The 25,903-nt window shown below is 52.8% G+C and carries 26 protein-coding genes and 1 tRNA gene; 14 read left to right on the plus strand and 13 right to left on the minus strand.

Translation table 11 applies throughout. The features are described 5' to 3' along the window. The first annotated feature begins 2 nt into the window (after positions 1 to 2). From AB2B48_RS01735 to rmf, 5 genes are all read left to right on the plus strand, one after another. Entirely contained in the window at positions 3 to 1,910 is a 1,908-nt protein-coding gene (locus AB2B48_RS01735) for an ABC transporter ATP-binding protein (protein WP_185666544.1), read from the plus strand. Positions 1,911 to 1,923: 13 nt separating this feature from the next. Further along, positions 1,924 to 3,183: a membrane integrity-associated transporter subunit PqiA gene (gene pqiA / locus AB2B48_RS01740; RefSeq protein WP_368300631.1), complete on the plus strand. Its 1,260-nt coding sequence runs from the start codon at positions 1,924 to 1,926 to the stop codon at positions 3,181 to 3,183. Between the two features lie 4 nt (positions 3,184 to 3,187). After that, positions 3,188 to 4,825 carry an intermembrane transport protein PqiB gene (gene pqiB / locus AB2B48_RS01745; RefSeq protein ID WP_368300632.1) on the plus strand — a complete coding sequence of 546 codons (1,638 nt, stop codon included), beginning with the start codon at positions 3,188 to 3,190 and terminating at the stop codon, positions 4,823 to 4,825. Then, entirely contained in the window at positions 4,825 to 5,379 is a 555-nt protein-coding gene (gene pqiC / locus AB2B48_RS01750; RefSeq protein ID WP_185666541.1) for a membrane integrity-associated transporter subunit PqiC, read from the plus strand. The genes pqiB and pqiC overlap by 1 nt, the downstream gene beginning before the upstream one ends. A gap of 261 nt (positions 5,380 to 5,640) precedes the next feature. Continuing rightward, positions 5,641 to 5,808: a ribosome modulation factor gene (gene rmf, locus AB2B48_RS01755; RefSeq protein WP_035892402.1), complete on the plus strand. Its 168-nt coding sequence runs from the start codon at positions 5,641 to 5,643 to the stop codon at positions 5,806 to 5,808. Positions 5,809 to 5,905: 97 nt separating this feature from the next. Here rmf and fabA read toward each other — a convergent pair whose 3' ends face one another. Together fabA and AB2B48_RS01765 are read right to left on the minus strand one after the other, a co-directional pair. Next, on the minus strand, positions 5,906 to 6,424 hold the full coding sequence (gene fabA, locus AB2B48_RS01760; protein ID WP_185666540.1) for a bifunctional 3-hydroxydecanoyl-ACP dehydratase/trans-2-decenoyl-ACP isomerase: 519 nt from the start codon (positions 6,422 to 6,424) through the stop codon (positions 5,906 to 5,908). Between the two features lie 69 nt (positions 6,425 to 6,493). Continuing rightward, positions 6,494 to 8,254, minus strand: coding sequence for a Lon protease family protein (locus AB2B48_RS01765; RefSeq protein WP_333011922.1), 1,761 nt, complete (start codon positions 8,252 to 8,254; stop codon positions 6,494 to 6,496). Between the two features lie 184 nt (positions 8,255 to 8,438). Between AB2B48_RS01765 and matP the strand changes: the two genes are divergently transcribed. After that, the gene (gene matP / locus AB2B48_RS01770; protein ID WP_368300633.1) at positions 8,439 to 8,894 is read left to right on the plus strand and encodes a macrodomain Ter protein MatP; all 456 of its coding nucleotides are present in this window, start codon (positions 8,439 to 8,441) and stop codon (positions 8,892 to 8,894) included. Positions 8,895 to 8,977: 83 nt separating this feature from the next. Here matP and ompA read toward each other — a convergent pair whose 3' ends face one another. Next, the gene (gene ompA, locus AB2B48_RS01775) at positions 8,978 to 10,039 is read right to left on the minus strand and encodes a porin OmpA (RefSeq protein WP_368300634.1); all 1,062 of its coding nucleotides are present in this window, start codon (positions 10,037 to 10,039) and stop codon (positions 8,978 to 8,980) included. A 354-nt stretch (positions 10,040 to 10,393) separates the two neighbouring features. Next, entirely contained in the window at positions 10,394 to 10,903 is a 510-nt protein-coding gene (gene sulA / locus AB2B48_RS01780) for an SOS-induced cell division inhibitor SulA (RefSeq protein WP_368300635.1), read from the minus strand. Between the two features lie 218 nt (positions 10,904 to 11,121). Between sulA and AB2B48_RS01785 the strand changes: the two genes are divergently transcribed. Further along, on the plus strand, positions 11,122 to 11,739 hold the full coding sequence (locus tag AB2B48_RS01785; RefSeq protein WP_368300636.1) for a TfoX/Sxy family DNA transformation protein: 618 nt from the start codon (positions 11,122 to 11,124) through the stop codon (positions 11,737 to 11,739). On the opposite strand, the gene yccS is transcribed toward AB2B48_RS01785, so the two are convergent. Continuing rightward, the gene (gene yccS / locus AB2B48_RS01790) at positions 11,729 to 13,855 is read right to left on the minus strand and encodes a YccS family putative transporter (RefSeq protein ID WP_368300637.1); all 2,127 of its coding nucleotides are present in this window, start codon (positions 13,853 to 13,855) and stop codon (positions 11,729 to 11,731) included. The two genes, AB2B48_RS01785 and yccS, sit on opposite strands and share 11 nt — an antisense overlap. Before the next feature lie 18 nt (positions 13,856 to 13,873). Beyond that, positions 13,874 to 14,320, minus strand: coding sequence for a YccF domain-containing protein (locus tag AB2B48_RS01795; protein WP_185666533.1), 447 nt, complete (start codon positions 14,318 to 14,320; stop codon positions 13,874 to 13,876). A 122-nt stretch (positions 14,321 to 14,442) separates the two neighbouring features. On the opposite strand from AB2B48_RS01795, the gene helD reads away from it, so the two are divergent. Further along, complete coding sequence (gene helD, locus AB2B48_RS01800) at positions 14,443 to 16,497, plus strand: DNA helicase IV (protein ID WP_368300638.1); 2,055 nt, start codon at positions 14,443 to 14,445, stop codon at positions 16,495 to 16,497. A gap of 43 nt (positions 16,498 to 16,540) precedes the next feature. Here the strand turns inward: helD and mgsA are convergent, their stop codons facing one another. Next, positions 16,541 to 16,999, minus strand: coding sequence for a methylglyoxal synthase (mgsA, locus tag AB2B48_RS01805; RefSeq protein ID WP_185666531.1), 459 nt, complete (start codon positions 16,997 to 16,999; stop codon positions 16,541 to 16,543). A 134-nt stretch (positions 17,000 to 17,133) separates the two neighbouring features. On the opposite strand from mgsA, the gene AB2B48_RS01810 reads away from it, so the two are divergent. Further along, positions 17,134 to 17,547 (plus strand): CoA-binding protein, encoded by a 414-nt coding sequence (locus AB2B48_RS01810; protein ID WP_185666755.1) that lies wholly within the window; start codon positions 17,134 to 17,136, stop codon positions 17,545 to 17,547. A 65-nt stretch (positions 17,548 to 17,612) separates the two neighbouring features. Here AB2B48_RS01810 and hspQ read toward each other — a convergent pair whose 3' ends face one another. Together hspQ and rlmI are read right to left on the minus strand one after the other, a co-directional pair. After that, positions 17,613 to 17,930, minus strand: a complete 318-nt coding sequence (gene hspQ / locus AB2B48_RS01815) for a heat shock protein HspQ (RefSeq protein WP_220441056.1) — start codon at positions 17,928 to 17,930, stop codon at positions 17,613 to 17,615. 71 nt (positions 17,931 to 18,001) lie between these two features. Further along, entirely contained in the window at positions 18,002 to 19,192 is a 1,191-nt protein-coding gene (rlmI, locus tag AB2B48_RS01820; RefSeq protein ID WP_185666530.1) for a 23S rRNA (cytosine(1962)-C(5))-methyltransferase RlmI, read from the minus strand. Between the two features lie 143 nt (positions 19,193 to 19,335). Between rlmI and yccX the strand changes: the two genes are divergently transcribed. After that, positions 19,336 to 19,614: an acylphosphatase gene (gene yccX, locus AB2B48_RS01825; protein ID WP_368300639.1), complete on the plus strand. Its 279-nt coding sequence runs from the start codon at positions 19,336 to 19,338 to the stop codon at positions 19,612 to 19,614. On the opposite strand, the gene tusE is transcribed toward yccX, so the two are convergent. Beyond that, positions 19,611 to 19,940, minus strand: a complete 330-nt coding sequence (gene tusE, locus AB2B48_RS01830) for a sulfurtransferase TusE (protein WP_185666528.1) — start codon at positions 19,938 to 19,940, stop codon at positions 19,611 to 19,613. The genes yccX and tusE overlap by 4 nt on opposite strands. Positions 19,941 to 20,027: 87 nt before the next feature. Beyond that, entirely contained in the window at positions 20,028 to 20,687 is a 660-nt protein-coding gene (gene yccA, locus AB2B48_RS01835; protein ID WP_052284078.1) for an FtsH protease modulator YccA, read from the minus strand. Positions 20,688 to 20,923: 236 nt separating this feature from the next. On the opposite strand from yccA, the gene AB2B48_RS01840 reads away from it, so the two are divergent. From AB2B48_RS01840 to AB2B48_RS01855, 4 genes are all read left to right on the plus strand, one after another. After that, positions 20,924 to 22,543, plus strand: coding sequence for an ABC transporter substrate-binding protein (locus tag AB2B48_RS01840; protein WP_368300640.1), 1,620 nt, complete (start codon positions 20,924 to 20,926; stop codon positions 22,541 to 22,543). Between the two features lie 144 nt (positions 22,544 to 22,687). Next, positions 22,688 to 22,775, plus strand: a tRNA-Ser gene (locus AB2B48_RS01845). A gap of 263 nt (positions 22,776 to 23,038) precedes the next feature. Beyond that, positions 23,039 to 23,932, plus strand: a complete 894-nt coding sequence (locus AB2B48_RS01850) for a hypothetical protein (RefSeq protein WP_368300641.1) — start codon at positions 23,039 to 23,041, stop codon at positions 23,930 to 23,932. Between the two features lie 249 nt (positions 23,933 to 24,181). Continuing rightward, positions 24,182 to 24,577, plus strand: coding sequence for a hypothetical protein (locus AB2B48_RS01855; protein ID WP_325915575.1), 396 nt, complete (start codon positions 24,182 to 24,184; stop codon positions 24,575 to 24,577). Positions 24,578 to 24,633: 56 nt separating this feature from the next. Here the strand turns inward: AB2B48_RS01855 and AB2B48_RS01860 are convergent, their stop codons facing one another. After that, positions 24,634 to 25,656 (minus strand): tyrosine-type recombinase/integrase, encoded by a 1,023-nt coding sequence (locus AB2B48_RS01860; RefSeq protein WP_368301892.1) that lies wholly within the window; start codon positions 25,654 to 25,656, stop codon positions 24,634 to 24,636. Beyond that, positions 25,595 to 25,873, minus strand: a complete 279-nt coding sequence (locus AB2B48_RS01865; protein WP_072129105.1) for a DUF4224 domain-containing protein — start codon at positions 25,871 to 25,873, stop codon at positions 25,595 to 25,597. The genes AB2B48_RS01860 and AB2B48_RS01865 overlap by 62 nt, the downstream gene beginning before the upstream one ends. Positions 25,874 to 25,903 lie beyond the last annotated feature (30 nt).

Genomic DNA, 25,903 nt, shown 5'->3' on the forward strand with positions numbered 1-25,903 from the left:
GAATGTCATTAATTAGTATGCACGGTGCCTGGCTGTCATTCAGCGATGCGCCGCTTCTCGATAATGCAGAACTGCATATTGAGGATAACGAGCGCGTCTGTCTGGTCGGTCGTAACGGCGCGGGCAAATCGACGCTGATGAAGATCCTCAACCGTGAGCAGGGTCTCGACGACGGCCGCATCATTTACGAACAGGATCTGGTTGTGGCGCGTCTGCAGCAGGATCCGCCGCGTAACGTGCAGGGCAGCGTCTACGATTTCGTGGCCGAGGGTATCGAAGAGCAGGCGGTGTATCTCAAGCGCTACCACGATATCTCGCATCTGGTGATGACTGACCCAAGCGATAAAAATCTGCAGGAGCTGGCGAAGGTTCAGGAACAGCTGGATCACCACGGCCTGTGGCAGCTGGAAAACCGTATCAACGAAGTGCTGGCGCAGCTGGGTCTGGAGCCGGATATGGAGCTGGCGGCGCTGTCCGGCGGATGGCTGCGTAAAGCGGCGCTGGGCCGTGCGCTGGTGAGCGCGCCGCGCGTGCTGCTGCTCGACGAACCGACGAACCACCTGGATATTGAAACCATCGACTGGCTGGAAGGTTTCCTGAAAACCTTCAAAGGCACGATTATCTTTATCTCCCACGACCGTTCCTTCATCCGCAATATGGCGACCCGTATTGTCGACCTCGACCGCGGCAAGCTGGTGACCTATCCGGGTAACTACGATCAGTACCTGCTGGAGAAAGAAGAAGCACTGCGCGTTGAAGATCTGCAAAACGCCGAGTTTGACCGCAAGCTGGCGCAGGAAGAGGTCTGGATCCGCCAGGGCATCAAAGCGCGTCGTACCCGTAATGAAGGTCGCGTTCGCGCCCTGAAAGCGATGCGTAACGAACGTAGCGCCCGCCGTGAAGTGATGGGCAGCGCCAAAATGCAGGTTGAAGAAGCATCCCGCTCCGGCAAAATCGTCTTTGAGATGGAAGACGTTAACTACCAGGTTAACGGCAAAGTGCTGGTAAAAGATTTCTCTGCACAGGTTCAGCGCGGTGACAAGATTGCGCTGATCGGCGCCAACGGCTGTGGCAAAACCACGCTGCTGAAGCTGATGTTAGGTCAACTGGAGGCGGACAGCGGGCGTATCCACGTCGGCACTAAGCTGGAAGTGGCCTACTTCGATCAGCATCGCGCTGAGCTGGACCCGGACAAAACGGTGATGGACAACCTTGCCGAAGGCAAGCAGGAAGTGATGGTTAACGGTAAGCCACGCCACGTGCTGGGCTATCTGCAGGACTTCCTGTTCCATCCGAAGCGCGCGATGACTCCGGTTCGGGCGCTGTCCGGTGGTGAACGTAACCGTCTGCTGCTGGCAAGACTGTTCCTGAAACCAAGTAACCTGTTGATTCTCGATGAACCAACCAACGACCTGGATGTCGAAACGCTCGAGTTGCTTGAAGAGCTCATCGACGGCTATCAGGGCACCGTGATGCTGGTCAGCCACGATCGCCAGTTTGTTGATAACACCGTCACCGAATGTTGGATCTTCGAAGGCGAAGGGCGCATTGGTCAATATGTCGGCGGTTATCACGACGCGCGCGGCCAACAATCGCAGTCACGGGCGCAAAAACAGTCAAACGAGAAAAAAAGCCCAGAAGTGGTGCAGCCAAAAGCAGAAACGGTCAAAAGAGCAAGCGCCAAACTAAGCTATAACCTGCAGCGCGAATTGGAGCAGCTACCGCAGAAGCTCGAAACGCTGGAGGCGAATCTGGAAACGCTGCAGGCTCAGGTCGCCGATGCATCGTTCTTCAGCCAGCCCCACGACCATACGCAAAAGGTGCTGGCCGATTTGGCTCAGGCTGAGCAGGCGCTGGAAGAAGCGTTTGAACGGTGGGAATATCTGGAAGCGTTAAAAAACGGCGCCTGATTGAGGAGTTTTCATGTGCGAACAACATCATGCTGCACAGCATATCCTATGTCCACAATGTGACATGCTGGTGGCGTTGCCGCACCTGGAGCACCGACATAAGGCCACCTGCCCACGCTGTGGTACAACGCTGACCACCGCGTGGGACGAGCCTCGGCGGCGTCCCACGGCCTATGTGCTGGTTGCGCTCTTTATGCTGCTGCTGGCCAACCTGTTTCCGTTTATCAGCATGAGCGTAGCGGGGGTTAACAGCGAGATTGAGCTGCTGGAAATCCCGAGCGTCATGTTTTCTGAAAACTACGCCAGCCTCGGCACCTTCTTCCTGCTGTTTGTACAGCTGGTGCCCGCGTTCTGTTTGATTACCATTCTGCTGTTGGTTAACCGGGTGCGCATGCCGCACCGGCTTAAGGCGATTCTGGCGCGTATTCTGTTTACCCTGAAAACCTGGGGCATGGCGGAAATCTTCCTTGCCGGGGTGCTGGTGAGCTTTGTGAAGCTGATGGCGTACGGCGATATCGGCGTTGGCAGTAGCTTCCTGCCCTGGTGTCTTTTCTGTCTCTTGCAACTGCGAACCTTCCAGTGCGTGGACCGTCGCTGGCTATGGGACGATATCGCCCCGATGCCCAAGCTTGAACAGCCGCTGAAACCCGGCGTCACCGGTATTCGTCAGGGCTTGCGCTCCTGCGCCTGCTGTACGGCGATTTTACCAGCTGACCAGCTTGAGTGCCCGCGTTGTCACAGCAAAGGACACGTCCGACGTAAAAACAGTCTGCAGTGGACAATGGCGCTGCTGGTGACGTCAATCATGCTTTATCTCCCGGCCAACATTTTGCCTATCATGATAACCGACCTGCTGGGCGACAAAATGCCGTCGACCATCCTGGCCGGGGTGGTACTGCTCTGGAGCGAAGGATCGTATCCAGTGGCGATGGTCATTTTCCTCGCCAGTATTATGGTGCCGACGCTGAAGATGATCGCCATCGCCTGGCTGTGCCTGGATGCCAACGGTATGAAGCGTAAGCACCGGGACAGCGAACGTATGCACCTGATCTACGAAGTGGTGGAGTTTGTTGGCCGCTGGTCGATGATCGACGTCTTTGTTATTGCAGTACTTTCGGCCCTGGTGCGTATTGGGGGCCTAATGAATATCTATCCGGCGATTGGCGCGCTGATGTTTGCGCTGGTCGTCATAATGACCATGTTCTCGGCAATGACGTTTGATCCGCGACTTTCGTGGGATCGGGAACCTGAATCAAGCCATGAGGAGTCGTAAAAGCATGGAAACCAAGAGTGGGGAGGCGAAGGTGCAGAAAGTGAAAAACTGGTCTCCTATTTGGATCTTCCCGATCGTAACGGCGCTGATTGGTGCCTGGATCTTATTTTATCACTACAGCCACCAGGGTCCGGAGGTGACGCTTATCACCACCAACGCTGAAGGTATTGAAGGTGGTAAAACGACGATCAAAAGCCGCAGCGTTGACGTTGGTATTGTCGAAAGCACGACGTTGACCGACGATCTAACGCACGTAGAAATTAAAGCGCGACTGAATTCCGGCATGGAAAAGCTGCTGCACAAAGATTCGGTATTCTGGGTCGTGAAGCCGCAGATTGGCCGTGAAGGCATCAGCGGGTTGGGCACGCTGCTGTCGGGGGCCTATATCGAACTGCAGCCGGGTTCTAAAGGTTCTGAGCTGAACAGCTATCAGTTACTGGATTCACCGCCGCTGGCGCCGCCTGATGCGAAGGGCATTCGTGTGCTGCTTGATAGTAAAAAAGCAGGGCAGCTCAGTCCGGGCGATCCGGTGCTGTTCCGTGGCTACCGTGTGGGCTCCGTTGAGACGAGTACTTTTGACCCGCAGAGCCGCACTATCAGCTATCAGTTGTTTATCAGCGCGCCAAACGATCGACTGGTGACCAGCAACGTACGTTTCTGGAAGGACAGCGGCGTAGCGGTCGATCTGACCTCCGCTGGGATGCGTGTAGAAATGGGCTCGCTATCGACACTCTTTAGCGGTGGCGTCAGCTTTGACGTTCCGGAAGGTGTGGAACTGGGGCAGCCAATAGCTGAGAAAACCGAATTTAAGCTGTATGACGATCAAAAGAGCATTCAGGACTCGCTCTATACCCAGCACATCGACTACCTGATGTTCTTCAAAGATTCTGTACGTGGACTGCAGCCCGGTGCGCCGGTCGAATTCCGCGGCATTCGCCTGGGTACTGTGGCACAGGTGCCATATTTTGTGCCGGGTTTACGTCAGGCATTGAACGATGACTATCGTATCCCCGTGATGATCCGCATTGAACCAGAGCGTCTGGCGAGCGAACTCGGAGAAAAACCTGACGTAGGGGCCCATTTAACTGGCCTTATTCAACGTGGCCTGCGTGGTGCGTTAAAAACAGGTAACCTGGTGACCGGTGCACTTTACGTGGATCTTGATTTCTATCCAAAAGAGAAACCGGTTAAAGAGATGCCTGAGTTTGGTGGTCATCAGATTATCCCAACCGTCAGCGGTGGCCTGGCGCAGATCCAGCAGCGCCTGATGGATACGCTCGATAAGATCAACAATCTGCCGCTAACGCCGATGGTTGAACAGGCCACGAACACGCTGAGTGAAAGCCAGAACACGATGCGCCGCCTGCAGACGACGCTGGATAATCTGAACAAGATAACTGCCAGCCAGTCCGCGCAGCAGTTGCCTGCCGATATGCAGAAAACGTTGCGTGAGCTAAACCGCAGTATGCAGGGCTTCCAGCCGGGTTCCGCCGCCTACAACAAGATGGTGGGCGACATGCAGCGTCTGGATCAGGTTCTGCGTGAGCTGCAGCCGGTGCTGAAAACGCTGAATGAGAAGAGCAACGCGCTGGTGTTCGAAGCGAAGGATAAAAAAGATCCAGAGCCTAAGAGGGCGAAATAATGAAAAAGTGGTTAGTACTGGTTGCAGCCTGCCTGTTGGCAGCCTGCAGCAGCACGGAAAATAAAACCTACTACCAACTGCCGCAGGCAACGGGTACGGTGCAGAATAGCGCCAGCGCGAACCAGCGCCTGCTGTGGGTGGAGCAGGTCAATATCCCTGACTTCCTCGCCGGCAGTGGCGTGGTCTATCAGACCAGCGATGTGCAGTATGTGATTGCCAGCAATAACCTGTGGGCTAGCCCGCTGGACCAGCAGCTACGCACAACGCTGGTGGCGAACCTCAGCAACCAACTGCCGGGCTGGGTGGTCTCCTCGCAGCCACTAGGCAGTGACCAGGATACGCTTAACGTCTCGGTAAATGGCTTCCACGGTCGTTACGATGGCAAAGTTATCGTGAGCGGGGAGTGGCTGCTCAATCATCAGGGACAGCTGACGAAGCGCCCGTTCCATATTGAACTGGCGCAGCAGCAGGACGGCTATGACGCCATGGTGAAAGTGCTGGCGCAGGCCTGGAGCCAGGAAGCGACCGCGATAGCGCAAACCATCAATCGGTAACCATAAGTAGAATTAATTGTTCTAAAGACCGCCGACGGTGCAACACCTCGGCGGTTTTTTTTATCCCTACGCTCAATTGCTTACTTAACCCACTTCACATTTTTTGTACAAATGTTCTTCTGAGTAGCTCACAAATATGACATTGGTATGAATTCTGCGCATTGACGGGGGAATGGTTTAGCGGTATTCGTATTATGTGGCTGCACACTTTGTAACCACTGTTTTCTTTTCCACCAGACCAAGATATGAGGGAAACGAGGCATGAAGAGACAAAAACGAGATCGCCTGGAGCGGGCACATCAGCGTGGGTATCAGGCCGGGATCACCGGACGACCAAAAGAAATGTGTCCATACCAGACCATTAACCAGAGGTCTTACTGGCTGGGAGGCTGGCGAGAAGCCATGGAGGACAGGGCGGTAGTCGCCTGACACTGTCTCTTTAAAAAGAAACCTCCGCAGTGCGGAGGTTTCGCCTTTAGATTCACAACGCTACTCTGTCGTCAGTTCCCTCTGACGACAAACAGCATCAGAATGCAGAAGTGTCCTGGAACAGGCCCACTTTCAGATCGTTAGCGGTATAGATCAGACGACCATCAACCAGCACTTCACCATCCGCCAGACCCATGATCAGACGACGGTTAACAATACGCTTGAAGTGAATACGGTAGGTCACTTTCTTCGCGGTTGGCAGAACCTGGCCGGTGAATTTAACTTCACCCACGCCGAGCGCACGGCCTTTGCCTTCGCCGCCCAGCCAGCCGAGGTAGAAACCAACTAACTGCCACATTGCGTCCAGACCCAGGCAGCCTGGCATGACTGGATCGCCGATAAAGTGGCAACCAAAGAACCACAGGTCAGGATTGATATCGAGCTCAGCTTCAACATAACCCTTGTCAAAGTTGCCGCCGGTTTCGGTCATTGAAATGACACGATCCATCATCAGCATGCTCGGAGCTGGCAACTGCGGGCCTTTAGCGCCAAACAGTTCACCGCGACCAGAGGCAAGAAGGTCTTCTTTTGTATAGGATTCGCGTTTATCTACCATGTTTTCAGTAAGCCTTATTTTGAGTTCGGGACGCAGGATAGCTAACACGTGTACGCTGAACAAGTCCGATCAGTTGGAAGCTGAACGATTTAACCAGCGTAACGGCCACGGATAGCGGTAACGAGGCTCCTGCTGCGTAGCTTGTGCAATGCGTTCCTGAATAGTTTGCAACAGCGTCTGTCCTTCACCGTCCCAGTTCAATTGCATGAGAAGCGGCAGCGCATCGGTCACATCATCAATAGCCCAGATGGAGAATTCTCCGGCCTCTACCGCTTCCTGCACCTCGGTTGCGAGGCTCAGGTGGCGAACGTTAGCGGAAGGAATAATCACCCCCTGCTTGCCGCTCAGGCCGCGCTGAGCGCAGATAGCAAAGAAACCTTCGATTTTTTCATTCAGGCCGCCAACCGGCTGGGCGCGACCAAACTGATCGACAGAGCCGGTCATGGCAATGCTTTGGTTAATCGGCACGTTCGCCAGGGCGCTGATGAGCGCACAGAGCTCGGCCATAGAGGCGCTGTCGCCGTCGACTTCACTGTAAGATTGTTCAAAGGTGATGGAGGCAGAGAACGGCAGCTGCTGTTCCAGATCCAGCTCGGCCATTAAGAAGGCCTGCATTAACATCATCCCTTTGGCGTGAATATTGCCACCGAGTTCGGCTTTACGTTCGACGTCGGTAAACTCGCCGTCGCCGATGTGCACTACGCAGCTAATGCGTGAGGGTTCACCGAACGGGCGAGGGTGACCAGGGAAATCAATGACCGACAGGGCGTTGATCTGACCGATGCATTCGCCTTCGGTTTCAATCAGGATCTGCTCAAGCAGGATTTCGTCCTGCATACGCTCGGCCAGGAACCCTTCGCGCCACTGGCGCTGTACCAGCATCGTTTTCAGCTGTTCGGCATTGATAGTACGGTCTGTGGTAAACGGTGCGGCTTCACGCAGCTGACGGCTAATCCACAGCGGGCAGAGCGGCATCACTTCCTGGTCGCCGGTGTAACGGGCACCTTCCTGCATCAGAAGTGGCCAGGCGTCGGCAGTAAGCCCTGGCAGCGATTTCTCACGTGCCACCCCGGAGACCCACTGACACCATTGTCTGAGGGCTTCTTCGTCCGTCAGCTGCAGGCTATCTTCAAACTCGCTGTACAGCGAGGATTCGGCCAGTTCAGGCTCCATTTCCTGGAAGTCCGCCAGCGATTCACGCTCACCGACAAGCATGACCTTAAGCGTTAACGGCATAGAAGGGATACTTACCGGCAGCGGGCGCGCATCGTCAAAGGTCAGCCAGTCGAAGCGCTGTTGAGTGACGATGTTTTTTAAGCGCATCCACAGAATGGGCTGCGACATCAGCGTGCGTAAAGAGAGGATCAGAATGCCGCCGTTGGCCTGATGCACCAGACCAGGCTGCAGGCTGATTTCGCCGTTAAACTGACGAACACAGCCAAAAAGTTGTTCTGCTTCGACCCAGTCAGCAAAAATGATGGGGCCGCGGCTTGCGAAGTTGTCCTCTGCGCTACGGGCAGGCTGTACGGTGACTTTGCCACCAACAACCTGATAATCGACGCCCGTCAGAGCGGATTCATCGCTATTGCGCAGAGAGAGGGCCGTTTGCGAGAGCAGCTGCAGGTACTCTTTTTCTTCTGGTGCTTTGACCAGCAAGAATGGGGAGATCCCCTGTGGATGCAGAAACTGCTCCAGCGCGTAGTGTAAACGGGCCTGGAGTTCGCTGAATAATGCGTCGTTTTCTGAGGCTAAATCAGGCTGGGCAAATAGCGCCTGGTATGCTTCAGTCGCGGGGGCGAGAAAGCGCCGGGAAAGAGTATTTATAGTCAATGTCGCTATTTTTAGTCAGATGTAAAGTGCGTGATTATACCTGATGCCGTTGGGAAGCTCACGGAGAATAGGGAAGTATCTTCGGGCGTCAGCCTTATCCGTATCACAGTTGCAGATTTCTTCTCAGCACATTGAGGAAAAACTGTTATCCTGAAAAGAGTTACACGGTCACACTGAGATCGCAATGAAATATCAACAACTGGAAAATCTTGAAAGCGGCTGGAAATGGAAATACCTGGTGAAAAAGCACCGGGAAGGCGAGTCCATTACCCGTTACATTGAAGCCAGCGCTGCGCAAGAGGCTGTCGATGTTTTGCTGAAACTGGAAAATGAACCGGTTCTGGTGAATGACTGGATTACCCAGCACATGAACCCGCAGCTGGTGAACCGTATGAAGCAGACGATTCGCGCACGCCGTAAACGTCATTTTAACGCCGAGCATCAGCATACCCGTAAGAAGTCTATCGATCTGGAGTTCGTCGTCTGGCAGCGCCTGGCAGGGCTTGCGCAGCGCCGGGGTAAAACCTTATCTGAAACGGTTGTTCAGCTGATTGAAGATGCCGAGAATAAAGAGAAGTATGCGACGAAGATGTCCAGCCTGAAGCAGGATCTGGAAGCAATGCTGGGCAAAGAGAAGTAGGCGATACCGCTGCTATAATGTCGGTTGCTTTAGATTCAGACCAAAAAAACCCCGCAGAGCGGGGTTTTTTATTAGACGAGAACTTAAGCCTGAGGCTGAGTTACAACGTCTTTGCTACCTTTAACTTCGATCTCTACGCGACGATCTGGTGCCAGGCAGTCGATCAGCGCAGCTTTCGCTTTCACGCTGTCACAGGTGTTGCCAGTAACTGGGTTAGATTTGCCCATGCCACGTGCGGAGATTTTGTCAGCTGGGATACCTTTAGATACCAGGTAATCAACAACGGACTGTGCACGTTTTTCGGACAGACCCTGGTTGTAAGCGTCAGAACCGATACGGTCGGTGAAGCCCAGAACCACTACGGAACCTTCTTTAGGATCCAGGTTGCTCAGCTGGGAGTACATCTGATCCAGAGCCTGCTTACCTTCTGGTTTCAGAGTAGCTTTGTTGAAGTTGAACAGAACGTCAGACTTCAGAGTGAAGTGTTTGGTCTGTACTTCTGGAGCTGGAGCCGGAGCTGGAGCGATTACTGGAGCTGCTGCATCCTGCTGGCCGAAGCGGTAGGAAACGCCTACGCTCAGCATGCCGTTGTCAGGACGTACGCCAACGCTGTTTGCGTCGCCGATGTTGTTAACCCACTGGTATTCCAGACGGGTAGCGATGTCACGAGTAACAGCCCACTCAACGCCGCCAGCGAATACTGGGGAAACGCCGGTGTCGTGGTTTTTACCAACACCATCGGTGGTGTTGTTGGAATCAGCACGCCATACCATGCCGCCCAGACGGGTGTAGATGTCCAGGTCGTCGGTTACTGGGTAGCCCAGTTTAGCGGTCAGCTGTACGCCCTGAGCTTTCAGTGCGCCGCTTGTCGCGGTACCAGTGTATTCCATACGACCCAACCAGTCGTAGCCCATTTCGAAGCCAACGTACGGGTTAACCTGGTAGCCACCGAACGCGCCTGCGCCAAGCTGGCTGTTGTGGGTAGAACCGTCGTTGTTCAGGGAGCTGTTGTACCAGCCGGTGTCATGGAACTGGGACCAACCCAGTTTACCACCTGCGTACCAGGTGTTGTCTTGCGGAGCGGCCTGCGCTACAGAAGCGAAGCCTGCCAGTGCCACTGCAATCGCGATAGCTGTCTTTTTCATTTTTTGCGCCTCGTTATCATCCAAAATTTGCCATGAAGTTCTAAATAGACTCACGGTTAAATCCTTCCACCGGGGGCGTGGCTTAATAAAATACTCAGCAGATAACTGCGGTTAAGCTTGAGCACCCCTGGCGATGTAAAGTCTACAACGTCGCTCGAAACTTACAAGTGTGAACTCCGTCAGGCTTATGAAAAAAAAAGAGTTGTATATGCAATATTTAACAAATATGTCGAAAAATTAATCGATATAAAATACCGCGAACCGCACCAGACAAGCATTCTGTCTAAAATCAGCCGAAAAATCGTGGAGATAAAAAAACCGCAAAAAAAATCCCAGGAATAATCCTAATTTCACTCAATGATACAAATTTGAGTGAATTTTTAGCCCATTAAATTGTCCTGTTGGGTGAGATGTAGACTGAACTGGTCGCATAATGAGCACCATCGCGTTACCTTCCTCCGCAGCACGTTGTAATCGGGCATGTTCTTCTGCTGATAATTCATCCGTCAGCCAGCCGATAACCACACTATAATTTCCAGTCCGGGATGCCCGAACCATAGAATCAAGCATGTCGTATGAGGACATCTGGCGCAGTTGCATGACTTTCGTTAGCGGCAGACCGGATGACTGTACCCACTCGCGGCTTAACTTTTGTTGCGGCGTTAGCCAAAGCTGCCAACGGGACTGCTGACCGAGCTGCTGCAGCAACGGTAAGAGTAATAGCTGCGCCATCATTGGCTGATCTTCCCGATAAAGAACTTCGCTGATTAAAGCAGCAGACGGCGCTTTTACAGAGGTAAAAGTATGGGAAGCGGTAGTGGTTGCCGCAGCAGAAGAACGATTTACAACACCAGAAGTATACATAGTTAATCCAGCCCTGTGGGTTACTGTATGGATATACAGTACTACCCTGAAGATTAAAGATCAACCTCATTTTCTGAAAGCAACTCGCAAAAATGCACTCTAAATGCCCCTGATGGTAAATTCACCTTGCCGCGCCGAAAGAACGCGCCTATGTTGCTTATTATGCCTTCCATTAATTAATTTAATACACCCATGTCCATGATTATTAAGGATTAATCATGAAGAAAATATCGTATAAACGGATTTATCAGTCCCAGAAATACTTTTCGCTGTTGGGCAAAATCAAGTCACGGGCGCTGTTCGGCGGCTACAGCCTTGCCGTCAACAATGCGGTGTTTGCAATGGTTTCTGAAGGGGAACTGTACCTGAGAATGTGCGAGGAGAGTGCGCCATACCAGGCTAAGCATTCGCCTCCATTATTAACATTACGCAAAAGAGGATGTTCACAGCAGTTAAAATATTTCCACGTCGACAATATGCTTTGGTCCGATCAGCCGACGTTATTACAGCTTGGACAGTTCTCGCTGGCAGACGCACGGCGGGAGAAAATCCAGCAGGGGCCGCAGAGGATTAAAGATCTTCCCAATCTTTCTTTTCATATGGAGCTGTTGCTGAGTGAAGCGGGCATTAAGGATGTTCGAATGCTACAGCAGATAGGTGCGGAAGAGGCATGGCTCGCGCTTCGTCGCATTCGCAAACAGATCAGTATTAATGTGCTGTATTCATTGGAAGGGGCGATTGTCGGGGTTCATGCCGCAACGCTCCCGGCGCAGCGGCGCCAGGAGTTGCTGGAATGGGCATTAGCCAATGCCCGTACAACTGATGTTATGCCATAACCTGCTTTTGCAGGCGGCAGATTTCAGGTAACAACGAAATCATCAGGCCGATTTGTTGCAACACTAATGGCTCTTTGCTGTCTGGGCGAGGATCGAGATGTTGGATTCGCGCGGCTAAGCCGCTTAATGCCTGCTGCACCCGCTCTTCATCGGAAGGCTGGTGGTGCAGGGCATCGTCGACGTAGCATACCGCATCGTCCAGAAGAGCCAGTATTTCTGCCGTAGCCAGTTTTTCCCTATGGGCTCCCAGGGCGGAAATATAGCTGGTGAGGGTATGGTTCAGGCACAGCAGACGAAACGCCGTCTCTTGCATTTCGGCGGTTACTTTCGGTTCGCTCGACATATTAGAGACCACGGAGGCTAACTCGGCATCGCGATTATGGGCATCTCGTCGTGCGATTCGATAGGCCAGCCGGTTATCGCGCCCCTGGTGGTATTGTTCAAGAATCGCATCCAGATAGCGGCAGTTGGCGTCTACCGCGCGCTCCAGCACGCGAGGAAGGTTGCGGAACTTCCAGTCAGGCCAGATAAAGCTGACGGCGACCCAGGCTATACCGCAGCCAATTAACGTATCCACCACGCGCGGCAGCGCCACTTCGAAGCCCTCGCCGAGCAGATTAAAGCACAGCAGTACCAATAACGTGATAAACATCGTCGCGTGGGCATACTGAACGTTGCGAAACGCAAAGAACAGAACGCCGGTGACAACAATCAGCGCCAGTTGGCCCTCAAGCGAAGGTACCAGCCATAGAATCGGCAGCCCAAGCGCCACGCCGACTAGCGTACCGATGATACGCAGCGCCAGGCGATGACGGGTGGCGTTATAGTTGGGCTGGCAGACAAATAGGCTGGTGAGCAAGATCCAGTAGCCATGCTCTAAACCGGTGAACTGAATAAACGCATAGCCTGCGCATAGCACCAGCGACATACGCACTGCGTGACGAAATAGCGCCGACTCCGGCGACATATTGCGGCTCAGGCGCGAGCGAATGTCGGCAAAACCGTGCAGGCTGTCGTCCGCTAACAGGGTTTCCGTTTCGCTTTTCGTCTGAGACTGCAGTTGTTCTGACTCGATGGTCGCCAACTGCGCATCAATGGCGCGCAGGTTGTTGAGTAAAAAACCGAGCGCTTTCATCTGTTCTGGCGCAGCGCCGCTGGCGCGAACGCGGTCTAATGCAGCATCGAGATGGGAAAATGCGCGCTCAAACCGGGCATCGTGCTGGTAGGGCGTACGCAGCAAAATAGCTTTTGCCAAATCCTGACAGGCCATCGATTGCATGGAGAGCAGTCGTTGGAAGCGGAACATCACGTCGCTGTAGCGGAAGGTATCGCGCAGTGCCTGATACTGGATATGCGATGAACTGGCGCGTTCATGAATATCCTGAGCAACAAAATAGTAGTGCAGCGTTCGACGCGTGCTGCGCTGCCCACGGTCACCGCGCAGACGCGTTAATAAAGAAGCCTTAGTCTGGTTGAGCGTTGCCATTAGCTGACCATTGGCTAGCGCCAGTTCATACAGCGGCGCCTGGTCTTTATCATCCAGGTCTGGGTCAAACAGGCGCGACTTCAGCTCAAGATAGCGTGAAAGCTGTTCATAGCTGCGGGCGAGGTTATCCTGCAACGGACGGATAGGAAAAATCAGGTGGCCGGTTAGCGTCAGCACGTTATACCAGACGGCACCGGCAATCAGCAGCAGTGGCTGTTGATACCAGTGCGCGTAAAGTGACACACCAAGCATGGTATAAATGGCAATCAGCAGCGCGCCAAAGGCGATGGTCGCATAGCGTTGCCCCAGGCCGCCGAGCAGAATAAAACCAATGGTCGAAATGGTTAAACCCAGCGCAAACATCCACGGCCACGGAAACAGTAGTTCGACCGATGCGGAAGCGATAAAGAAGCAGATAAGGGTGATCACCAGGTTGCGCAGTCGCCCGGTGAGTCTGTCATCAAGGTCGGTCAGCGCCGCGGCAACCACACCCAGGGTGAGCGGGATGGTGAGTTTGGCATCGCCCAGCCACCAGGGTAGCGCGGTCGTGCCGACGAGCGCGATAAAGATTCTGGCGTTGTAGAGCCAGGTACTGTTCCATGTATAGCGGCGAAGCAACGGGCTTAGCATAGCGATTAATCGTCCTGATTACTGAAAACGGCGGCGCGCATTGGCTTCACGCGCCGCGCGTGCTACTTCCACTGGCACCACGCGTCGGCCAACCGGCCAAAGGGCGATGGCGGCAATTTTAAAGTTAGCGATACCGACGGGGATACCAATAATGGTCACGCACTGGGCTATCCCGGCGACGATATGTGTCAGGCACAGCCACCAGCCAAACAGCACGAACCAGACGATATTCAGCACGGTTCCGCCCGCGTTCATCACACCGTTTTTGGCGGTAGGGTCCAGTTCGTCAACATGAACGGCTTCGTTGCCAAAAGGCAATAACGACAGTTTGGTTATCTCCCAGCAGGAGCGGGTAAGCGGCAGCGTGATAACCAGAATGATGCTGGCCAGCGTCGCAAACAGCCAGCCCAGCGTTGTCAGAAATCCACCTAACACAAAATTCAAAATATTCAGAACTGTACGCATAAATCCCCTGTGCTGCGTTGTGAATAATAAGACCTGATGATTGTAACGTTTTTTTGCGCTGGAGCACCTATTCTCTGGCGGTTACACTGTGAGGTATCGAAAAAGTCAGGATTCGACACAACATGGAATTAAAAGCAACGACGCTGGGCAAGCGCATGGCGCAGCACCCTTACGACCGGGTTGAGATCCTCAATGCGGGCGTCAGAGTTTCCGGCCCTCAACATGAATATCTCATTCCTTTCAACCAACTCCTTGCGATTAACTGCAAGCGCGGCCTGGTGTGGGGAGAGCTGGAGTTTGTGTTGCCTGAGGACAAAGTTGTGCGCCTGCATGGAACCGAATGGGGGGAGACGCAGCGCTTTCACCGTCATTTAAGCGGCCTCTGGCAGCAGTGGGGCGTGGAGATGAGCGACATTGCTGCTGAACTGCTCGAAAAGCAGTTGGCGATTATCGCTGGCAGCAGTGTGGAAACGCAGTGGCTCACGCGTCAACAGGCGAAAAAGATACGCGAGCAGATTGTACTGGCACTGGAAGGTTTACCGCTGCCGACCGATCGCCTTGAGGCGTTTGATAATTGCCGTGAGCCGTGGCGGCAATGCCAGGCATGGCTCGCAGATAAAGAGAACGGCCGCGCACAGCATAATCAACGTTATACCGATGCGATGCTTGAGCAGTACCATGAATTTTTCGAACAGATAGAGTCATCGCCGCTGAATGCCTCCCAGGCCAGAGCGGTGGTTAACGGCGAACGCTCGCTGCTGGTGCTAGCGGGGGCCGGTAGCGGTAAAACGTCCGTGCTGGTGGCACGTGCGGGCTGGCTGCTGGCGCGTGGTGAAGCTTCAGCAGAACAAATTCTGCTGCTGGCCTTTGGCCGCAAAGCGGCGCAGGAGATGGATGAGCGCCTGCAAACGCGCCTGCATACCGATGCTATTACAGCGCGAACCTTCCACGCACTGGCGCTGCATATTATTCAGCAGGGCAGCAAGAAAGTCCCCGTGGTCAGCAAACTGGAGAATGACGCCACTGCCCGTTATGCGCTGTTTACCCAGTGCTGGCAGCAGCAGTGTCGGGAGAAAAAAGCCCAGGCCAAGGGCTGGCGGCTGTGGCTCCAGGATGAACTGGGCTGGGATGTCGCCGAGGGTAATTTCTGGGAAGATGAGAAGATCATCAAGCGCATGGGAAGCCGCCTTGATCGCTGGGTAAGCCTGATGCGTATGCACGGCGGGTCTCAGGCGGAGATGATTGCTGGCGCGCCGGAAGAGGTACGTGATCTGTTTGGCAAACGCGTCAAGCTAATGGCCCCGCTGCTGAAAGCGTGGAAAACGGCGCTGAAAGAAGAAAACGCCGTCGACTTCTCCGGGCTAATCCATCAGGCCATCAATATTCTGGAAAAAGGGCGTTTTGTCAGCCCGTGGAAGCATATTCTGGTTGATGAGTTTCAGGATATCTCCCCTCAGCGTGCCGCTCTGCTGGCAGCGCTGCGCAAACAGAATTCGCATACCTCGCTCTATGCGGTGGGCGATGACTGGCAGGCAATCTATCGCTTTAGCGGTGCGCAACTGTCTCTGACGACCGCCTTTAACCACTATTTTGGCGAAGGCGATAACTGCGCGCTCGACACTACCTACCGTTTCAACGGCCGTATTGGTGAGATTGCCAATCGCTTTATTCAGCAGAACCCGCACCAGTTGAGTAAACCGCTCAACAGCCTGACGGCGGGTGACAAAAATGCGGTGACGTTGCTGGAGGACGATAAGCTTGATGCGCTGTTTGATAAGCTCAGCGGCTATGCCACCGAGGAGCAGCGGATTCTGGTGCTGGCGCGCTATCACCATCTGAAACCGGCTGCGCTGGAAAAAGCCGCGACTCGCTGGCCGAAGCTGAATATCGATTTTATGACCGTTCACGCCAGCAAGGGCCAGCAGGCCGATTACGTTATCGTGCTGGGATTACAGGAAGGGTTTGATGGTTTCCCGGCCCCCGCGCGGGAGTCGATTATGGAACAAGCGCTGCTGCCTGCACCGGAAGATTTCCCGGATGCCGAAGAACGTCGTTTGCTATACGTGGCTATCACCCGCGCGCGTCTGCGCGTCTGGCTACTGTTTAATGCTAAACAGCCGTCACCGTTCGTCGATATTTTGAAGCAGCTATCGGTGCCGGTGGCACGTAAACCGTAAGATAAGCCGGAGCCGCTGTTGCGACTCCGGGCCTGACGGACGCTTATTTCAGGCGTTCGGAGAGGTAGCGCTGATAGTCGGGGATAAGAATATCGACCGGCTCGCTGAAGTTCGGTGACTGGATAATAAAGTCGGCGGTGGACGCATTGGTGGCAACCGGGATGTTCCAGACGGTTGCCAGACGCAGCAGCGCCTTAACGTCCGGGTCGTGCGGTACGGCGTTTAGCGGGTCCCAGAAGAAGATCAGGACATCAATTTTACCTTCAGAAATCAGTGCGCCAACCTGCTGATCGCCGCCCATCGGGCCGCTCAGCATAGCTTTCACTTCCAGACCGGTGGCGCGTTGCACCAGGTTACCGGTGGTGCCGGTGGCGGACAGCGTATGCTGCGCCAGGCAATCCCGGTGGCGCTGCACCCATTTCATCAGCATATCTTTGCAGTGGTCGTGTGCCACCAGAGCAATGTGTTTACGCGCCGGTAAGGTGCGGGTCGTCAGTTCCATAAAGCCATTCCCTAAGTGTGTAATCCAGACAGATTACTGCAAGCAAATCAGCCTGCAAGCTCTGAATCGCAAAAATTTGACGCGCGACATCAGCGCGCTCGCGTACACTTAACCTATTAGCCAGGAGGATAATGATGACAGAAAATGATATTGCCAACATTTTGACCAACACCCACACCATTGCGCTGGTAGGGGCGAGCGACAAACCTGACCGCCCGAGCTATCGGGTGATGAAATACCTGCTGGATCAAGGCTATCGCGTGATTCCGGTGTCACCGAAGGTGGCGGGCGGTACGCTGCTGGGGCAGAAGGGCTACGCCACGCTTGCCGATGTGCCAGAGAAAGTCGATATGGTGGATGTGTTCCGCAATTCCGAAGCCGCATGGGGCGTGGCACAGGAGGCGATTGCGATTGGCGCCAAAACGCTGTGGATGCAGCTTGGGGTGATTAACGAACAGGCGGCCGTGCTGGCGCGTAACGCGGGTCTGCAGGTGGTGATGGACCGTTGCCCGGCGATTGAGATCCCGCGTTTGGGCCTCGCAAAATAAAGAAGTTCACCGTCGCGTCATAACAAAAAACCCCGCAATGCGGGGTTTTGTCATTAATGCGGCAACTAGTTACGTAGCCGCGGTGCCTGTAGCTGTCGGCGGATGGTACGCGCCAGTTCATCCATCGTAGGTTGCTCTGGGTGATCTTCTCTCGGTTCACTGCTTAACTGGGCTTCGGCCAGATAGGTATGCACCGGCTGGCCTTCGTCATCTTCCATCACCACGTGATACCACGGCAAAGCACGAAGCTCGTCGCTTGCCGCCAGATCGTCGGGGTCAGGATCGTCAAGTGAGTAAACCGGGTCGATATCTACCACCACGCCCAGGTAGCCCAGCAGGGAGTGACGCACCTGCTGGCCAATACCGAATTTGCTGGTAATCATCATACTCACCTCCCGGGAAATGGCGTTATCTCTGTATCTCTACATATATAGACACCATTTCGCTTTTCAAGTTACATGACGCGGCAGGCAAATCCTTTCAGGTACAGTCCTTCCGGGTAGGTTGCAATCACCGGGTGATCGGCTGCCTGACGGAACTGCTCTATAAATTGTACATCACGACCGGCATCAATTGCGGCGTCGGCAATGATTTTCTGGAATAAATCCGTCGTCATCAGGCCGGAGCAGGAGAAGGTCAGCAGCACGCCGCCTGGATTCAGTAGTTGGATCGCCAGCATATTGATGTCTTTATAGCCGCGGCAGGCACCCATCAGCTGGCTTTTGTTTTCCACAAATTTCGGTGGATCCATCACGATCACATCGAACTTCTCACCCTGGTCGCGGTATTTACGCAGCAGCTTAAAGACATCGTCGCGAACGAACTCGGCTTTGCTCAGGTCCAGCTTGTTCAGCTCGACGTTTTGACGTGCAACGTCCAGTGCTTCCTGAGAGGTGTCCACGCTAGTCACCTGGCTGCAGCCGCCCATCAGCGCGGAAACCGCAAAGCCGCCGGTGTAGGAGAAACAGTTCAGAACGCGTTTATCCGCCACATAGCGACGCGTTGCCAGACGGCTGTCGCGTTGGTCGAGGTAATAACCGGTTTTATGGCCACCCTGGATATCGACCAGCAACTTCATGCCGTGCTCTTCAATCGGCAGCAGGGCTGGTGGCAGCTCACCGGTCACTGGCCCTTGGGTCAGCTCCATACCTTCTTTTTTACGTACAGCAACGTCGCTACGATCGTAAATCGCACATTGCGGATACAGCGTTTGCAGGGCGCTAATCAGCGCTGCACGCTGGTATTCGGCACCGGCGCTCAGCAACTGCAGCACCAGGAAGGAACCGAAGCGGTCGATAGTCACGCCCGGCAGGCCGTCAGACTCGCCGGCGATCAGACGGTAGCTGTCCAGCCCGTCTTTCTGCGCTAGCCAGTCGCGCCAGGTTTGCGCTTGCTGCAGGCGACGCACGAAGAAGTCGATATCGATGGTTTCGTTGGCATCGAACGTCCACACGCGAGCGCGGATCTGCGAAGCCGGAGAATATGCGCCACGGGCTAACCATTTACCCTGATGATCAACAATATCAATGGTCTCACCGAGGCTGGCTTTGCCTTCCATGCGAGCAACCGCACCGGAAAAGACCCAGGGATGACGGCGCAGCAATGATTTTTCGCGCCCTTTGGCTAACACTAAACGTACACTCATAGTTTTTTATCTGACTATATAGGAAGGGATCAGGCTGCATTTTCCCGACTTCGCTGCACAAATGCAACGAACAGCGGAAGAATGTCAGGACAATTGGCGGTAGAGTGGGGTTAATCGTCTGAACCATACCGGAGGAGAACCGCATGGATAAATGCGTGATTTGTTGGGTTTACGGCCAGGTGCAGGGCGTCGGTTTTCGCTTTTTTACCCAGCAGGAGGCCGTGCGCCTTGGTCTGCGCGGCTATGCGTTGAACCTGGATGATGGCAGCGTGGAGGTTGTGGCCTGCGGCAATGATGAACAGGTTGAGAAGCTACTGGCATGGTTAAAAGGGGGCGGGCCGCGCAGCGCCCGGGTTGATAAAGTTCTGGCCGAACCTCATCAACCCGAAAAAGCGTGGAACAACTTCAGCATTCGCTATTAAATGCACTTCACAGGCTTAGGCAGGCCCGCGATTTTGGTGGCCTGTTTAGCCGGGCCTTTCGGGAACAGACGATACAGATAGCGGCTGTTACCTTTCTCTTCGCCGAAGGTGTTCGCCATCGCTTTGACCAGCATACGAATGGCCGGGGAAGTGTTGAATTCCAGGTAAAACGCACGCACAAAACGCACCACTTCCCAGTGCTCAGGGCTCAGTTCAATACCTTCATTGGCGGCAATCGCCGCCGCCAGCCCTTCGCTCCACAGCGTAGTGTCTTTAAGATAGCCTTCGCTATCGGTCTCAATTTCGGTGTTTTCGTAGATAAGCATAATATTTCACGCAACAAACAGATGGCGGGGAGTGTAGCAAATAAAAAGGCCCCGCATAAGCGAGGCCTTGAGTCCGTTGAGTCGGGGTTAATCGCGGCTTGCGAAGCCCAGAATGCTCAGCAGGCTGACGAAGATGTTGTACAGCGAGACGTACAGGCTAACGGTAGCACGGATGTAGTTGGTCTCACCGCCGCGGATGATGTTGCTGGTCTCATACAGGATGGCACCGGAAGAGATCAGGATAAACACCGCGCTAATCGCCAGGTGCAGGGCAGGCAGCTGCAGGAAGATGTTCGCCACCATACCAATCAGCACCACCACGATACCGGCCATCAGCATACCGCCGAGGAAGGACATGTCCTTACGGGTGGTCAGCACGTAGGCCGAGCAGCTAAAGAATACCAGCGCCGTACCACCCAGCGCCATCCCGATAACGTCACCCATGCCCGCAGACAGGTAGGCGTTCAGAATCGGCCCCAGAATATAGCCCAGGAAACCGGTGAAGGCGAAAGCGGACAGAATGCCTACCGGCTTATCGGCCGTTTTATAGGTCAGGAACATTAACCCGTACATGCCAACCAGCGTCAGGATCAGGCCCGGAGACGGCAGCATCAGCACGGTGCTGGCCGTGGCGGTAATGGCGGAAAACGCCAGCGTCAGGCTCAGCAGGAAATAGGTATTACGCAGGACTTTGTGTGTGCTCAGCAGCGATGAGCGGTCACGCGATGAAGTAATTATGCGATCCATGAGTCACTCTCTTATGACAGATGTTATTAGTGGCATAGAATAAGAAATCTCTCTTTTATTCCCAAATGATTTTACCCATCTTTACTCTGCCGAATCAGGGTATTACTGGTCGGTCACAGATTCTATCAATAAAGCCAGAAAGAGCGAGATCAATCTCTTATAGGTTGTTGAAAGCCCTTGCGTTATCACCACTTCATGCCAAGAGTGAAGAGGGTTATAACGACAAGGCAATGGAAATGAAATTAAAACACAATAACAACATCACGATCGCGCTACTGGCGCTTGGTTTAACCGGCGCCGTGCAGGCTGCAAACGTACCGGAAGGTACTGCATTGGCAGACAAACAGGAGCTGGTGCGTGGCAACGGCAATGAGCCAGCTTCGCTTGACCCGCATAAAGTAGAGAGCGACGTTGAGTTCAACATCCTCAACGATCTTTTCGACGGGCTGGTGGCGGTGAAACCCGATGGCAGCATTGAGCCAAGGCTGGCGGAGTCCTGGGACAATAAAGACAACACCGTCTGGACGTTCCACCTGCGCCCCGGGATTACCTGGTCCGACGGCTCTGCAATTACCGCGCAGGATGTCGTCTGGAGTTGGCAACGTCTGGTTACCCCGGCCACCGCATCCCCTTACGCCAGCTATCCTGGCAATATGCATATTGTGAACGCGGCGGATATTGCCTTAGGCAAGAAAGCCCCGGATACCCTCGGCGTGAAGGCGCTGAATGATACCACTATCGAAGTGACCCTCACTCAGCCGAATTCCGCTTTCCTTGCTATGCTCGCGCACCCGTCGATGGTACCGCTGGATAAAGTCCTGATCGGCCGCTTTGGCGATAAATGGGTGAAGCCGGAGCACTTTGTGGGCAGCGGCGCTTATACGCTCTCGCAGTGGGTGGTTAACGAGCGCATTGTGGCCGAGCGCAATCCTCGTTACTGGGATAATACGAAGACGGTAGTCAACAAGGTGACCTATCTGCCTATCCGCTCTGAAGCTTCTGATGTAAACCGCTACAAGGCGGGTGAAGTCGATATCGTTTATACCTTACCAATTAACCAGTTCAGCCAGTTGAAAAAGACGCTCGGCGATCAGGTGGACGTTAAACCGCAACTGGCCACCTACTACTATGAGTTCAACACCACGAAACCGCCGTTTAACGATGCCCGCGTGCGTCGTGCGCTGAATATGGCGCTGGATAAAGACATTATCGCCGACAAGGTATTGGGGCAGGGGCAGAGCCCGGCGTGGGTGATTAGCCAGCCAGATATTGGCGGCGTGAAGCTGCACGGGCCTGAATACGCCTCCTGGCCGCGCGATAAGCGTCTGGCCGAGGCGAAAAAGCTGCTGGCGGAAGCCGGGTTTAATGAAGCGCACCCGCTGTCATTCAATCTGCTGTACAACACCTCGGAATCGCATCAGCGTATAGCCATTGCCGCCGCCTCGATGTGGAAGAAAAATCTCGGCGTTGAAGCCAAGCTGCAAAATCAGGAATGGAAAACCATGCTGGATGCGATGCATACCGGTAATTTTGACGTCGTACGCTACGCCTGGATTGCGGACTACGATGATGCTTCGACGTTCCTCAATACCTTCCGTACCGGCGACAGCGAGAATACGGCAAAGTACAGCAACCCGGACTACGACGAGGCACTGCGCGATGCGGCCAGAACGCAAGATGTCGCTCAGCGCGCACGTGACTACCAGAAAGCCGAAGATTTGCTGGCGCGCGATGTACCAGCCATTCCGGTTTATCACTATGTGCGTACGCACCTGGTGAAACCGTGGGTTGGCGGCTTTGCGCCGGATCGCCTTGGAAACTTCTCCACCAAAGATATCTACATCAAAAAGCATTAAGCGGAAATTCGAGGAATAAAGCGTCGTAAAAATAGCCATTTTGTTGTTTTTTCAGACGAATAACAACATTTTGGCTGTTTTTCAGGCAAACGAACGTTTTGGTGCTTTACAGGTCCGTTCGGGATGTTTATAGTGCGCCTCATTGGAAGCGTGGCCGAGCGGTTGAAGGCACCGGTCTTGAAAACCGGCGACCCGAAAGGGTTCTAGAGTTCGAATCTCTACGCTTCCGCCAAATTAAACAAGGGGTTACCGAAAGGTAACCCCTTGTTGTTTTGGGCTGTTGGTAAAGTGTTGGTATATTCACTTGGTATATTTTCTTCAAATTGGCCCCTTATCTCGCCATTTTTGGCTCAATGCTGATCAGCAGCACCGATTGTTCGTTTCACACAAAAAATGAAAATTCAGAATAGATGAGATGACTATTGATTGCCTTTATGCGTGTGTGGCTTTAATTTATGCACATCATTTAGTTGCTTCAATAGACAAGGATTTTTCATGGTGCCAGAACTGGCTGAATTGCAGGAAGTAGAACGCTTTCGCATTTTTTACGACGCAAATGATGAAGAACTCGCTCAGCATAAGATGGATGCTTTCTTTTTGGGGCAAGCAATCCAGCAAATTGCAGTTATGGTCAAGCAAGCAAGCTTGGTTCTTAACGAAGGGCAGGATTTGGTCGATCTTAAAGTCACTGTACCAGCAGTTGAAGGCTCGTTCGCAGTCGAATTTGCGCTTTATGCGATGGAGAACCTTCCATTAGTGCTACCTGCGTTGGGTTTAACTGGTGGTGGGGCCTTGGCTGTCGCTCAGCGATTGAGAAATCACAAAGTTCTGAGTATACACACTGAAGATGGGTCTGATCGGGCCGAGATAGTTTACGAGAATAATGGTCTAACCGAGCGGATCGTTTGTGATAAGACAGATGCGCTGCTGGCTACTGATTCTGTAATAAGAAGAGCGTATAACGAAGTTATTACCCAACCGTTAGCTAACAAAGATGCGCCAATCTTCAGGGTTGAGGTTGAGGGATACGAAGTTCTTCGTATTACTGGTGAAGCGACGACTCAATTTGCGCCTATGCCACGCTTGTCTTTCACTCATGAGAACATTGAGATGGTGGAAGCCGTTGTTGCTCTGACGCAGGTTAATTTCACCTCAGCAAGAGGCTGGAAGATGCGTTATCTGGACGTAGGCGAGCGGGCTGTGACTATGGAAGATACTGCGTTCATGGAACGAGTGTTGACCAATCAACAAAGTTTTGAAAAAGGTGATCTATTTAGTGTCAGAATGAGAATTACTTCTACTGAAAAGGCTAATGGATCTGTTACAACTAGGTATGCAATTGAAGAGGTCTATCGTCATCTTGCCGATGAGGAAAGACGAGTTGTCTAAGTTGAGGGGGAGGAGGCATGAGCATGGATTTTGTTAATCTGTTTACAATTTTGTGCTGGGTTTCCTTCACCACTTTCAGCTTTATCTTTGGTTATGCTTCCTTTCGATGGATTCTAAATCTCGTTTGGCCGGTCAGGTTTATGACAATCAATCATTACCATAATGATGAATTGATAAAAACTAGCAAAGTTGATCTCAAAAGCGGTACTCCACTTGTTACTCAGTTGAGGAAAATGCGAAAGGGGTCAAATGATGACCGATAAAAAACTTCCTAACGCTGGCGTTGGGGCTGGTGCGACTGTCGCTGCAACTTTGGTCGGCGTATTGAGCAACCTTGTTGGTTTCATCCCGACTGAATACCAGGATTCGTGGGTCAAAATGGTTCCTTATCTAAGCCCGATAATTGCTTGGGCCTTGATTAGACTTTACAACTATTTCCTTGAGCCTGAAGAACTGGCTTCAGCTAGAAGAAAGCTTGAAAGAGATTTGAAAGCTTTAAAGAAAGTTATCAAAGATTCAACGTTAACAGATGATGAAAAGAAACCATTTAGAGCCGACTACCTTGAAACACAGCGCTTATTAGCTCGCTTAGGGCGGGATTACAATGGCGGTTATCTTTCCCTCGGTAAAACTGATCCTCTTTAGCCTTTACAAACCCGCATTGCGCGGGTTTGTAACAAACCTGACTTTCTATTATTGGTTTAATCATCTATTTTTGGAACGTTTAAGGTTGGTGATATTTTTACTTTCCTATCGTAAGTTGCCACCTGAATCTCGGTTTTGTGTCCACTGAACAGCTGCTTGTCTTTGCTGCTACCTTCAAAATCTGAAATCGCCTTAGCTTTGATATCATGGAATGTTCCAGGGATCTTTTTCCCTAATTTCACTCCTGCTGCTTTCTTGGCATCATTCCACCAGGTATTGAACGTTTTACGGTTCAGTCTCCCTCCTGATGGGCTAGGGATTACAAAACCAGCGGCAGATCTTCCAACTAATTGAGCCAGCGCTTTATCTATCGCTGCGCGTAGTCGTGGCGTCCATTCCTTAATCTGTTTTTTCCCTGTTTTATTTTGCTCAATAAAGATCCCATCCGTCATAAGATCCTGCACCATCAAATCAAACACGTCCCCCTCGCGTGCTGCACATAAATACGATATTTCCATTGCTACCTGAACCTCTACGCGAGCATGTTCATAAATTGCCAGGTAGTCCTCGTCGGGAATATAGACATCACGATCAATTAGAGTAAATTTCCTAATCCCTTTGCATGGATTATTACGGACATAACCTCGCTCAAATCCCCAGCCAAATACCCGCGACATACTTGATACTTCCTGGTTTGCCTGGTTCTTACTGCTGATCCCTCTCTTATCCATATAAATTCGGACTTGCTCAATTTTAATATCGTCGGCTTTGACCTTACCGAATACTGCTAACAGTTTCTTTTCATGCTGGTGGTAATCCTTCTGGGTTCTGGCCGCTAGTTCAGTAAACGTTGGACTCGCCAAAAACATTCCCCACAGTTTGGAAAATGTCATTACGTCGTGACGTTTGGCTTTTTCCTCCTCATATCTCCGCCAAAGCGCTGACATGCTGGTTTCTCTGATCTTCCCAAGGGTTATGCTTAATTTCGTTCCCTTGGGCTTCCACACATAGCTGTACTTATTTTTGGTAACCCTGGGCGGCAGCTGCGCATCCGCGGGGTTTTTTCGTGGTCGTCCCATAAATGGCGTCGAAATTTGGTTCCGTTGCAACATACTCATCAACCTTTGGTAATTCAGTAATATCTGGCTCCAGATTTTTACGCAGAACAATCGGCCTGTTTCTACCATCGATGGTGAAAGGGATTCCGTGACATCTGAGCTGTCGCTGCTGTTCTGTGTAGCGTCTGTAACCTGTTATTTCTTCTATTTCCGCCGGTGACAGTGTTAGGTTTTGCATAGCTATCACCTCAGATAGCCAGCCAGTTAA

This window comes from Kluyvera sichuanensis (assembly GCF_040930405.1).
Taxonomy (GTDB): Bacteria; Pseudomonadota; Gammaproteobacteria; order Enterobacterales; family Enterobacteriaceae; genus Kluyvera; species Kluyvera sichuanensis.

Bases quoted from the DNA above. Each gene is read 5' to 3' on its own strand.
- AB2B48_RS01735 (WP_185666544.1), top strand. From the start codon at position 3: ATGTCATTAATTAGTATGCACGGTGCCTGGCTGTCATTCAGCGATGCG.
- pqiA (WP_368300631.1), top strand. From the start codon at position 1,924: ATGTGCGAACAACATCATGCTGCACAGCATATCCTATGTCCACAATGT.
- pqiB (WP_368300632.1), top strand. From the start codon at position 3,188: ATGGAAACCAAGAGTGGGGAGGCGAAGGTGCAGAAAGTGAAAAACTGG.
- pqiC (WP_185666541.1), top strand. From the start codon at position 4,825: ATGAAAAAGTGGTTAGTACTGGTTGCAGCCTGCCTGTTGGCAGCCTGC.
- rmf (WP_035892402.1), top strand. From the start codon at position 5,641: ATGAAGAGACAAAAACGAGATCGCCTGGAGCGGGCACATCAGCGTGGG.
- fabA (WP_185666540.1), bottom strand. From the start codon at position 6,424: ATGGTAGATAAACGCGAATCCTATACAAAAGAAGACCTTCTTGCCTCT.
- matP (WP_368300633.1), top strand. From the start codon at position 8,439: ATGAAATATCAACAACTGGAAAATCTTGAAAGCGGCTGGAAATGGAAA.
- ompA (WP_368300634.1), bottom strand. From the start codon at position 10,039: ATGAAAAAGACAGCTATCGCGATTGCAGTGGCACTGGCAGGCTTCGCT.
- sulA (WP_368300635.1), bottom strand. From the start codon at position 10,903: ATGTATACTTCTGGTGTTGTAAATCGTTCTTCTGCTGCGGCAACCACT.
- AB2B48_RS01785 (WP_368300636.1), top strand. From the start codon at position 11,122: ATGAAGAAAATATCGTATAAACGGATTTATCAGTCCCAGAAATACTTT.
- yccS (WP_368300637.1), bottom strand. From the start codon at position 13,855: ATGCTAAGCCCGTTGCTTCGCCGCTATACATGGAACAGTACCTGGCTC.
- AB2B48_RS01795 (WP_185666533.1), bottom strand. From the start codon at position 14,320: ATGCGTACAGTTCTGAATATTTTGAATTTTGTGTTAGGTGGATTTCTG.
- helD (WP_368300638.1), top strand. From the start codon at position 14,443: ATGGAATTAAAAGCAACGACGCTGGGCAAGCGCATGGCGCAGCACCCT.
- mgsA (WP_185666531.1), bottom strand. From the start codon at position 16,999: ATGGAACTGACGACCCGCACCTTACCGGCGCGTAAACACATTGCTCTG.
- AB2B48_RS01810 (WP_185666755.1), top strand. From the start codon at position 17,134: ATGACAGAAAATGATATTGCCAACATTTTGACCAACACCCACACCATT.
- hspQ (WP_220441056.1), bottom strand. From the start codon at position 17,930: ATGATTACCAGCAAATTCGGTATTGGCCAGCAGGTGCGTCACTCCCTG.
- rlmI (WP_185666530.1), bottom strand. From the start codon at position 19,192: ATGAGTGTACGTTTAGTGTTAGCCAAAGGGCGCGAAAAATCATTGCTG.
- yccX (WP_368300639.1), top strand. From the start codon at position 19,336: ATGGATAAATGCGTGATTTGTTGGGTTTACGGCCAGGTGCAGGGCGTC.
- tusE (WP_185666528.1), bottom strand. From the start codon at position 19,940: ATGCTTATCTACGAAAACACCGAAATTGAGACCGATAGCGAAGGCTAT.
- yccA (WP_052284078.1), bottom strand. From the start codon at position 20,687: ATGGATCGCATAATTACTTCATCGCGTGACCGCTCATCGCTGCTGAGC.
- AB2B48_RS01840 (WP_368300640.1), top strand. From the start codon at position 20,924: ATGAAATTAAAACACAATAACAACATCACGATCGCGCTACTGGCGCTT.
- AB2B48_RS01850 (WP_368300641.1), top strand. From the start codon at position 23,039: ATGGTGCCAGAACTGGCTGAATTGCAGGAAGTAGAACGCTTTCGCATT.
- AB2B48_RS01855 (WP_325915575.1), top strand. From the start codon at position 24,182: ATGATGACCGATAAAAAACTTCCTAACGCTGGCGTTGGGGCTGGTGCG.
- AB2B48_RS01860 (WP_368301892.1), bottom strand. From the start codon at position 25,656: ATGGGACGACCACGAAAAAACCCCGCGGATGCGCAGCTGCCGCCCAGG.
- AB2B48_RS01865 (WP_072129105.1), bottom strand. From the start codon at position 25,873: ATGCAAAACCTAACACTGTCACCGGCGGAAATAGAAGAAATAACAGGT.